This is a genomic window from Faecalibacillus sp. TM498 (assembly GCF_020589955.1).
In the GTDB taxonomy this organism is placed as follows: Bacteria; Bacillota_I; Bacilli_A; order Erysipelotrichales; family Coprobacillaceae; genus Faecalibacillus; species Faecalibacillus intestinalis.
Genome location: NZ_JAJDKB010000004.1, coordinates 88,294 through 98,857 on the forward strand (window position 1 = coordinate 88,294; position 10,564 = coordinate 98,857).

The following is a 10,564-nucleotide window of genomic DNA, read 5'->3' on the forward strand; positions in this document are numbered from 1 at the left end:
CAAAGTCTGTTGCAGATATTAATTTTGAAAATAGTATTATTAAAAGTAAAAGAGGGTTAGGTATGAAAAGAGTTATTACTTATGGTACATTTGATTTATTACATTACGGACATATTAATTTATTAAAACGTGCGAAAGCTTTAGGTGATTATTTAATTGTTGCTGTTTCAACTGATGAATTTACACGCTTGAAAAAAGATAAAAAATGTTATTTCTCTTATGAACAAAGAAAAGGTCTACTAGAATCTGTACGTTTTGTAGATTTAGTTATTCCTGAAGAAAATTGGGATCAAAAAATCAAAGATATTAAAGAATATCATATTGATACTTTTGTTATTGGAGATGATTGGAAAGGTAAATTTGATTATCTAAAAGATGAGGGTGTAGAAGTTATATATTTACCAAGAACTCCTGAAATTTCTACAACTCAAATTAAAGAAGATTTACATCATACAGAAGAAAAATAAAGGCTATAGCAATCGCTATAGCTTCTTTTTTATAAAGGATTGTTATGAAAAAATCATAACAATCCTTTTTGATTTAAATAGTTTTCTAAAAATTCAAAGAATCTTTCCATTTGTTGGTCAGTTCCAATCGTAACTCTTAAATACTGATTAATCAATGGTTTATTCCAATGACGCACAATAATGCCTTCTTTTCTAAGTGCTAAAAATAATTCTTCCCCATCAATCTTTGGATGTTTTACAAATACAAAGTTAGCATAACTATCTGGAACCACAAATCCTAATTCTTTTAGTTTCGTTTTTGTATATTCTCTTGTTTTAATTACTTTTTGACATTTTTCTTTCATATCTTGACTATTTAAAACAGAAACAAGTCCAATTTGTTGAGTTATATAATCAATAGGATACGAGTTAAAAGAATTTTTCACATCATATAGATGAGAAATAGCTTCTTTATTTCCTAAAGCTACTCCTAATCTAGCTCCAGCAAAAGATCTTGATTTAGAAAACGTTTGAATAACCACTAAATTTTCATATTGATGAATAAGTGGGACACATGATTGTCCTCCAAAATCAATATAAGCTTCATCTACAACAACGATACTTTCTGGATTACTTTTTAAAACTTCTTCAATAAAATCTAATGAAACGAGTAATCCTGTTGGTGCATTTGGATTAGGAAAAATAATTCCTGAATTTGGTTGTTTAAAATCTTCAACATGCATTTTAAAATCTTGATCCAAAATAATTTCTTTATAATTCATTTGGTAAAGATCACAATAAACTGGATAAAATGAATAAGAAATATTTGGAAATAATACTGGATCACTTCCATTGAAAAATGTTAAAAATGTAAGTGCTAAAACTTCATCTGAACCATTTCCTAAAAAAACTTGTTCATCTTTTAAACCATGATACTTAGCTAAAGCATGTCTTAATTCTTCTCCATCACTATTTGGATAAAGTTTTAATTTTTCAATATCGATTTCTTTTAAAATATCTTTTATTTGTTTACATGGACCATATGGATTTTCATTCGTATTTAATTTAATCATATTATTGATTTTTGGTTGTTCACCTGCTACATATGGTTCTACTTGTCTTAATTTATCTTGCCAACTCATTGTTATTCCCCCTCTAACATATCGTTGATGACTTCATAAACATAATCAACTTGTTTTTCTGTCTTTTCTTTTATTTGTTTTTCTACACGATTAAAAGTATAAGCATGATCAGCTTTTTCAAACATATCTAAATCATTATAAGAATCTCCTATACAATAAGAAATCACTTCTTGATCCAATAATGAACAAAGCTTTTTAAGTCCACTTCCTTTAGTACAATCTACTGTAATATCTAAATAAACAACATTGAGTGTTGCATGAATACCTACATATTTTTGGTGGATTTGTTTTTGAATTTCAAGTATTTCATCTAATTTTTCTTGTGGATGAAAAGCACATACAATATCAATATCATCTTGAGTATGATCTAATATTTCTAAAAAATCACCTGCTATTTCTTGATAACCATTTTCTGTTAAAATACATGTTTTTTGATTTATATATCCATATGTTTGTTGACCATCAAAAAATGTATAATTTAGATAAGGATATTTTTGATAGCTTTCTTTAAGTATTTCTTTAGCAATTTCATTTTTTATTTGTTTTCGATAAAGAACTTGATCATTTTGATCAACAATCATTGCTCCATTATTTAAAACAAGATAATCATATTCAAAATGTGGTGTGACAAGTTTTGTTTCTTGAATATTTCTTCCTGTACAAAATGAAAAATAATGATCTTGTGTTCTTAATTTTTTTACAGCTTCTTGATCTTTATAAGTAATGGGTAAATTGCCCTTAGCAATTGTTCCATCAATATCACTAAATAATATTTTTTTCATATCTTCTCCTTAAGCTAAGTCTAAAAATAATTGATATAAACGATCATGATTTTCATTTTTTTCAATTAAAGCTTCTTCAATATTTTTAGATATAATTTGATTATCTTTCATGCAGATACATAAACCACTTTTTCTTTTTTCTAATAAACAAATGGCTTCTTCTGCCATTTTAGATGCTAAAATACGATCTTCAGGAACAGGTGATCCACCTCTTTGAATATGTCCCAAAACAATTGATCTTCCTGAATATCCAGTTTCTTCGCTAATACGATTAGCTAGTTTTTCAACATCTAATATTTTTTCACTTACAATAATTATCGCATGTTTTTTATGATACTCTTCTTCACATATTTTAAGTTCTTCAATAATTTTATTTTCATCATACTCTGTTTTATCTGTAATAACAATTTCACTACCACATGCAATTGCAGAATAAATAGCAAGATTATCTGCATGATTTCCCATAACTTCAACAACAAAGCAGCGATGATGTGAACTAGACGTATCTCTTAATTTATTAACAGCATCAATAATGTTATAAAGTGCTGTATGAAAGCCTATTGTTTCATCTGTTCCATTAATATCATTATCAATTGTTCCAGGAATAGCAATACAATCAATTCCTTTTTGACTAAGTGCTAAAGCTCCTTTATAACTTCCATCTCCCCCAATAACAACAAGTCCATCTATCCCTCTTTGTTTAAGCTGATGAATTGCTTGTTCTTGAACTTTATCTTCCTTAAATGAAGGTAATCTTGAAGATTCTAAAATAGTTCCCCCTTTAGATAATATTTCAGAAACATCACTATACCCTAATTTTTTGATATTCCCTGCTACTAATCCTTTATATCCTTCATAAACACCATAAACCTCAAAACCTCTTTTTATTCCTACACGAACAATAGCACGAATAGCCCCATTCATTCCTGGTGCATCTCCTCCTGAGGTTAAAACTGCAATTTTTCTCATCGATTCACCTACTTTTCCCCTATAATTATCCCTATTATACTTGTTTTACATAAAAAGAAAAAGCCAATTTCTTGGCTTTATATAAATTTTTCTAAATTTAAATTTGAATCATAAGAAAATTTTAAACGATATGTATCTTTATAATTAAATATTCTTATTGAAGATTGATCGTTTCCTTTTGATTGTGTCATTCCTTTTCCATAATGAGAAAGTGTTTCTTTTGAAATTTCAGCTTCATTATTTTTTAAATCATTTAATGTTTTTTGAATTAATTCTTGATTATCTTTTTCATTAAATAGTGTAATGATTTGATTTATTTTTGTAACTTGTTGATTTAATTGTTGATAGCCATCATCTAATTGTTGAATATCATTTAAATGATATTCAAACTGTAATTGGCTTTCTTTTGATAAATCATAATCATAAGAAATACTCATTGTATTTTGTTTATCTAAAGAAATATCATATTGAACAGCTACATAAAGATTATTATTATCTGTTATTTGAAACAAATATTCTGAATCCATATTTTTTGTTCCAACTATTTTTTCTAAAGACGATTCCATGTTATTAATCTTATTGACATATTTTTTACTATTTTTAACATTTTTTGAAAATTCTTTTAAGGAATCATATTGATATACAACTGTTTCTTGATTTGATTTTGTATATGTTTTTAATGTTGCTGTTTGATTGATTCCACTATCAGATAATGCATTAAATGCAAAGAAATAAGAAATTCCCATAGGTAAGAAAACAAGTGCAATAATCAAAATTGAATAAATGAATGCGTATTTTCTTTTAGGGGTACGTTTCATTGGTTGATAGCCAGATTGAGGTGTTCCACAATAAGGACATACTTTTGCATTACTTGGTATATTTTTATGGCATTTTGGACATTTTTTCATATTTTATCAATCCTTTCTTTTAATCTTGGTATATTTGGTCTAGCCAAGATGAAAGTTTATCAATATAATCCTGTTTCTTTTCTTTTTGTTTTTTGCTTGGTAATGAATAATAATCTTCATCTAAAAAAGTATATTGATCTACAAATTTCCCATTGATCACTAATTTTAAAGTAGGTGTCCATGAAAAATCAAGTTTTTTTCTCATTTGGTTATATCGAGATTGTTCTTTTTTTGTTGCTTCTTGACTATTCGCTTGATCTCGATATTCTTTAATATTGAAATAATAAAGATAAACTCCTTTATTTTTCTTTAAATATTTTTTTAAATAAGGTTCAAATTCTTGACAATCTTTACAATCAGGTCTTCCAACATATAAAACAAAATCTTCTTTTTGATTTATTTTCTTTAAAACATCATCATAATTGATTTCTATGATTTGATCTTTTGATAAATCTTTCTGTATAGTATGAGTGGATGTAGTATGACTACACCCACTTAATATACCTATTAAAAATGAAATCAATATGAACTTATTGATTATTTTAATAAAGATTCTCCATCCATTTCTTCAGGAATTGGTAAACCTAATAATTGTAACATTGTTGGAGCTAAATCTCCTAATTTTCCGCCTTCTTTTAATCCTACATGAGAATTAGTAACAATTAAAGGTACAACATTTGTTGTATGAGCAGTGAATGGATTTCCATCTGCATCTAATTCTTCTTCAGCATTACCATGGTCAGCAGTAATTAACATAGTTCCACCTAATTCAAGAACTTTTTCATATACTTCACCGATACATTCATCAACAACGCTAACAGCTTTGATTGCTGCAGGAATAACACCAGTATGTCCTACCATGTCACAGTTTGCAAAGTTAACAATTACAACATCATGAATATCTTTATCTAATTCAGCAATTAATTTATCTTTTACTTCATAAGCTGACATTTCAGGTTGTAAATCATAAGTAGCAACTTTTGGTGAATTAACTAATACACGAGTAGCTCCTTCGATTTCTTTATCAACTCCACCGTCAAAGAAGAAAGTTACGTGAGCATATTTTTCAGTTTCAGCAATACGTAATTGTTTTAAACCTTGAGCTGATAAGTAATCACCTAATGTATTTGTAAGTTCAGGTGAAACGAATGCGATTTCTCCATTAACACTATCAGCATATTTCATCATACATACGAATTCTAAATCTTTAACTTGTTTTTCAGGTACATATCCTTCATAGAATGTAGGATTTGTGATTACTGTAGCTAATTGGATTGCTCTATCTGGTCTGAAGTTAGCGAAGATTACTGAATCTCCATCATCAATTGTTCCTTCAACGTTTTTGTTGTAACCAGGGATAACGAATTCATCTAAAACATCTTTAGCATAAGAATCTTTTACATATTGAACTGGACATTCGAAAGATTCACCTTCTTGACATACGATTGCATCGTAAGCTAATTTAACACGATCAAATCTTTTATCTCTGTCCATTGCATAGTATCTACCAGAAATTGATGCAATTTGTCCAACACCGATTTCTTCAATTTTTTCTTGTAATTCTTTTACGAAATCAACACCACTATCAGGAGCAACATCTCTTCCGTCTAAGAAAGCATGTACATATACTTTATCTAAACCTTGTTGTTTAGCTAATTCTAATAAACCATAGATGTGTTCATTTGATGAGTGAACACCACCATTTGATAATAATCCCCAAATATGTAATTTAGAACCATTATCTTTAGCATGTTGAATTGCTTTTAAGAATTTTTCATTTTCAAAGAAAGTTTTTTCATTTAAAGCTTTATTAATTAAAGTTAATGATTGATAAACAGTTCTTCCTGCTCCAATATTTAAATGCCCAACTTCACTATTTCCCATTTGTCCATCAGGTAAACCAACTGGCATACCACTAGCTGAAATAGTTGTGTTTGGATACATAGCCATTAAATCATCTAAGTTAGGTGTATTAGCAAGTCTTACAGCATTACCATTAATGCTTTCAGAAATACCATAACCATCCATAATACATAATACGATAGGTCTTTTTTTCATTTTTTTGTTTCCTCCATTAATACGTTATACATATTATCATTTTTGTTATCGTGTTTCAATTCATTTAGCTATATAAAATCAGTATTTTTTATTTCATTTCTTTTTAGTTTTTTGTGGTGTAGCAAGCAATGAAACACCGCAAAAAGTAATGAATAAAGGCCAGTATTCTTGAATATAATAAACAATAATTGAAACAATACCTTTGAATTCATTTGTTCGATCTAACGTTAAGATGATTCCCAAAACAATCAAAACAATACCACAATTTTTTTTAATATTCATTTTATTCACCTAGTTTTATTTTATCTTGGATAAAATAAAAAAGATGTCCAAAAAAATCATACGATTTCTTTAAATATCTTTTTTGCATAATCTAGTAATTGAATGATATTGACTTCTTCTTGTCCTTTTTGTGAAAAAACATAAACTTTATCGTCCTCAAAAAAATCAAAACGATTTGAATGGATAATACTATTAATATCTTTTCTTCTTTCTTGATTTAAAGTAATAAATTGATTTTCACACATTTTTCTTAGAATAATACACAAAGAAGCAAGTGATAATTCTAATTGACACTTTGTTTTTAAAAGATCCCTTTCAATTATATAATTAGCTATCTCTTGATTATTTTTTAATCTATTTAATTGATTTAAAATCATTTCAACTTTAACAACCTCTATATTTAATTGTTCTAAATAACAACTTAACTTTATTTGCCTTTTATTCATTCTTAAGCTCCTTATAAATTGATAACAGTTGTTTAGCATATAAAACAAGTGATAATAACATCAACATAATACAAACAAAAATTGAAATAGTTGCAAAAATAGAATTTGGAATATGTATTCCAATTAATACGATTGCGACAACATCAAAGATAGCAGTAGAAATTTTCCCCCACCATGAGGCTCCTTGGACCTTTGCTCCTTTTTCATATAAATAAAGTCCCCCTAAAGCCAGCATTCCATCTTTTAAAACAATGATAAGAAGTAATAACCACATCCATGAATACGTATAAACTAAAACAAACGCAACCGTAAATTGTGTCAATTTATCAGCGATTGGATCTATAACTTTCCCAAAATCAGTAATCATCTGGTAATGTCTTGCAATGTAGCCATCTAAAAAATCAGATAGACCTGAAATAATTAAAATAGTAGCACATATATAATAATCTTCTTTACTTCCAGCTAAAAAATAGCGATGTAAAAAAATAGGAATAAGTATTATTCTTAAATAGCATAAACAATTAGGTATATTAAATAATTCTTTAAGTCTTATTTTTTTCATAATTTTCACCTTCTATATTAGTAATATAATCTTACAGTTTAATGATAAAAATTTCAACCTAAACAAAAAAAAGGGAGATTTCTCCCTCATTAATTTTAATATTCTTTTTCTAATAAAGCTGCAGCTGCTTTATCAATAATTACAGTTACATCTTTATGATTTTGTAATACACTAGCTGGTAATTCTGGAGTTACAGGTCCTTCAATCATTCCTTTAACAGCATTTTCTTTATTTTTACCACAAGCAATTAAAACAACACTTTTAGCATCCATAATATTTTGAATTCCCATAGAGATTGCTTGTTTTGGAACAGCATCTTCATCTCCATTAAAGAATAATCTTGCATTGTCTTTAATAGTACTTTCTTTTAAATCAACATAATGTGTTTTTGAATTAAAATCAGTTCCTGGTTCATTGAATCCAATATGTCCATTTGAACCAATTCCTAATAATTGAATATCAATTGGATTTTCAGCTAACATTTTATTATATTCATCACAGTTTTCTTGAATATTTCCTTGTCCACATGGAACATGAACATTTTCATCTTTAATATCAATTCCATTGAATAAGTTTTTATACATAAAATAATGATAACTTTGTGGATGACTTGCATCTAATCCAAAATATTCATCTAAGTTATATGATTTAACATCTTTATATGATGTATGATTTTTTTCATGATCTTCTCTTAATAATTCATACATTCTAACAGGTGTAGATCCTGTAGCTAATCCTAAAATACTTTTTGGTTTTTCCTTTACTTGATTAATAAAAATTTTTGCTGCTTCTTGGCTTGCTTCTTCATAATTTTCAACAATAATAACTTTCATTGCAAACTCCTCCTCGATAACATCTTATCATGTCTAGACAAACAATTCAATAAATACTTGTTTTTTTTCTTAAAAAGTCCTTTCGTACAATGAAAATATCTTTATTTTTCAATAAAAATAGGTTAGAATTGGAATGTAAATATGGAGGTGTTTAATACTATGATTAAAGGTATTGGGGCTTCTAGTGGTATTGCAATTGCTAAAGCATACAAACTAGTTATGCCTGATTTAACTGTAACACAAAACACTGTAGAAGATGTTGCAGCTGAAATCAAAAAATTTGAAGATTGTATGGCTGAAACAGCTAAACAATTAGAAGCAATTAAAGAAGCTGCTTCTAAAAACTTATCAGCTGAAGAAGCTGCTGTATTTGATGCTCATGCATTAGTACTTCAAGATCCTGAATTAAAAACACAAGTTTTAGACAAAATCAATAATGAAAAATTATGTGCTGAAGCTGCATTAGATGCAGTTGCAAATAGTTTCATTGCAATGTTTGAAATGATGGATGATGATTATTTTAGAGAAAGAGCTGCTGATATTAAAGACGTTTCTCGTCGTTTATTAGCTAACTTACTTGGTAAACCATTACCAAACCCTGCTTTAATTGATGAAGAAGTTGTTATTATCGCTGATGATTTAACTCCTTCTGATACAGCACAATTAAATAAAAACTTAGTTAGAGGATTTGCTACTAATATTGGTGGTAGAACTTCTCACTCAGCTATCATGGCTCGTTCTTTAGAAATTCCTGCAGTTGTTGCTTGTAAAACAATTACAGAAGAAGTTAAAGATGGAGATTTAATTGTTCTTGATGGTATTGAAGGAACAGTTATGATCAATCCTGATGAAACAACTGTTAAAGAATATGAAACTAAACGTGCTGAATTCATCGCTTATAAAGAAGAATTAAAGAAATTAGTTAATGAAAAAACAATTACTACTGATGGACATCAAGTTGAATTAGTTGCTAACATTGGTTCAGCAAAAGATTTAGCAGGTGTTAAAGAAAATGGTGGTGAAGGTGTTGGATTATTCAGAACTGAATTCTTATATATGGAATCTGCTGAATTACCAACTGAAGAACAACAATTTGAAGTTTATAAAGAAGTATTAGAAGGTATGGAAGGTAAACCTGTTGTTGTTAGAACATTAGATATCGGTGGAGATAAAGAAATCGAAGCTATCGATTTACCAAAAGAAATGAATCCATTCTTAGGTGTTCGTGCAATCCGTTTATGTTTCCAAAGAGAAGATATCTTTAGAACTCAATTAAGAGCATTACTTAGAGCATCAGTTTATGGTGATTTAAGAATCATGTTCCCTATGATTGCTACTTTACAAGAATTCCGTAAAGCTAAAGGAATCTTAATGGAAGAAAAAGAAAAATTAGTTGCTGAAGGTGTTAAAGTAAGTGATACATTACAAGTTGGTATCATGATTGAAATTCCTGCAGCTGCTGTATTAGCTCATAAATTTGCTAAAGAAGTTGATTTCTTCTCAGTAGGAACAAATGACTTAGTACAATATACATTTGCAGCAGACAGAATGTCTTCTGGTGTAAGTTATTTATATCAACCATTCAATCCATCAATCTTAAACTTATTAAAACATGTTATCGATTCAGCACATGCTGAAGGTAAATGGGCTGGTATGTGTGGAGAAATGGCTGGTGAAGCTATTGCAGCTCCATTATTACTTGGTTTAGGATTAGATGAATTCTCTATGTCAGCTACTTCAATCTTAGCTCAAAGAAAATTAATTAAGAGCGTATCAAAAGCTGATATGGAAGCTTTAGTAGAAAAAGCATTAGATTGTGCTACTTCTGAAGAAGTTGTTGAATTAGTTAAATCTACAGTAAAAATGTAATAATAAAGGCCTCGAAAAGAGGTCTTTTTTTTACTAATTTCCAATAATAATTCATACAAAAAGTCAAGATATTCAAATAATTTCAGAAAGTTTATAAACATCAAACAATAGCAACTCAAAATTATCTTTATTTTATATGATGCAATAAAGCATATCAGAAAAAAAAGCCATACCACAATAGTATGACCTGTCAAGAATCATGTAAAAACATAAAAAAAAGAAGGAACTGGCAACGAGCTATTTTCGCACAATGTACTATCTTCGCCG

General features: G+C 28.4%; 12 protein-coding genes. 2 read left to right on the plus strand and 10 right to left on the minus strand.

Features of this window, described 5'->3' with window-relative positions:
• The first annotated feature begins 62 nt into the window (after positions 1 to 62).
• Complete coding sequence (gene tagD, locus LJD32_RS02550) at positions 63 to 467, plus strand: glycerol-3-phosphate cytidylyltransferase (protein WP_032091818.1); 405 nt, start codon at positions 63 to 65, stop codon at positions 465 to 467.
• Positions 468 to 520: 53 nt separating this feature from the next.
• Here tagD and hisC read toward each other — a convergent pair whose 3' ends face one another.
• From hisC to nagB, 10 genes are all read right to left on the minus strand, one after another.
• The gene (hisC, locus tag LJD32_RS02555) at positions 521 to 1,588 is read right to left on the minus strand and encodes a histidinol-phosphate transaminase (RefSeq protein ID WP_227391664.1); all 1,068 of its coding nucleotides are present in this window, start codon (positions 1,586 to 1,588) and stop codon (positions 521 to 523) included.
• A 2-nt stretch (positions 1,589 to 1,590) separates the two neighbouring features.
• A complete protein-coding gene (locus LJD32_RS02560) occupies positions 1,591 to 2,370 on the minus strand; it encodes an HAD-IIB family hydrolase (protein ID WP_227391663.1) in 780 nt (259 codons plus the stop codon).
• Between the two features lie 9 nt (positions 2,371 to 2,379).
• Complete coding sequence (gene pfkA / locus LJD32_RS02565) at positions 2,380 to 3,339, minus strand: 6-phosphofructokinase (protein WP_107029995.1); 960 nt, start codon at positions 3,337 to 3,339, stop codon at positions 2,380 to 2,382.
• A 77-nt stretch (positions 3,340 to 3,416) separates the two neighbouring features.
• Positions 3,417 to 4,247 (minus strand): zinc ribbon domain-containing protein, encoded by an 831-nt coding sequence (locus LJD32_RS02570; RefSeq protein ID WP_227391662.1) that lies wholly within the window; start codon positions 4,245 to 4,247, stop codon positions 3,417 to 3,419.
• Positions 4,248 to 4,266: 19 nt separating this feature from the next.
• Positions 4,267 to 4,770 (minus strand): bacteriocin, encoded by a 504-nt coding sequence (locus LJD32_RS02575; protein WP_227391661.1) that lies wholly within the window; start codon positions 4,768 to 4,770, stop codon positions 4,267 to 4,269.
• 14 nt (positions 4,771 to 4,784) lie between these two features.
• Complete coding sequence (gene gpmI / locus LJD32_RS02580) at positions 4,785 to 6,305, minus strand: 2,3-bisphosphoglycerate-independent phosphoglycerate mutase (protein ID WP_032091749.1); 1,521 nt, start codon at positions 6,303 to 6,305, stop codon at positions 4,785 to 4,787.
• A 93-nt stretch (positions 6,306 to 6,398) separates the two neighbouring features.
• Entirely contained in the window at positions 6,399 to 6,587 is a 189-nt protein-coding gene (locus tag LJD32_RS02585) for a hypothetical protein (protein ID WP_022001335.1), read from the minus strand.
• Between the two features lie 56 nt (positions 6,588 to 6,643).
• Positions 6,644 to 7,033: a hypothetical protein gene (locus LJD32_RS02590; RefSeq protein ID WP_032091750.1), complete on the minus strand. Its 390-nt coding sequence runs from the start codon at positions 7,031 to 7,033 to the stop codon at positions 6,644 to 6,646.
• Positions 7,026 to 7,595 carry a CDP-alcohol phosphatidyltransferase family protein gene (locus tag LJD32_RS02595; RefSeq protein ID WP_032091751.1) on the minus strand — a complete coding sequence of 190 codons (570 nt, stop codon included), beginning with the start codon at positions 7,593 to 7,595 and terminating at the stop codon, positions 7,026 to 7,028. The genes LJD32_RS02590 and LJD32_RS02595 overlap by 8 nt, the downstream gene beginning before the upstream one ends.
• Positions 7,596 to 7,690: 95 nt before the next feature.
• The gene (nagB, locus tag LJD32_RS02600; protein WP_119362849.1) at positions 7,691 to 8,428 is read right to left on the minus strand and encodes a glucosamine-6-phosphate deaminase; all 738 of its coding nucleotides are present in this window, start codon (positions 8,426 to 8,428) and stop codon (positions 7,691 to 7,693) included.
• A gap of 159 nt (positions 8,429 to 8,587) precedes the next feature.
• On the opposite strand from nagB, the gene ptsP reads away from it, so the two are divergent.
• Positions 8,588 to 10,297: a phosphoenolpyruvate--protein phosphotransferase gene (gene ptsP / locus LJD32_RS02605; protein WP_032091753.1), complete on the plus strand. Its 1,710-nt coding sequence runs from the start codon at positions 8,588 to 8,590 to the stop codon at positions 10,295 to 10,297.
• The last annotated feature ends 267 nt before the right edge of the window (positions 10,298 to 10,564 follow it).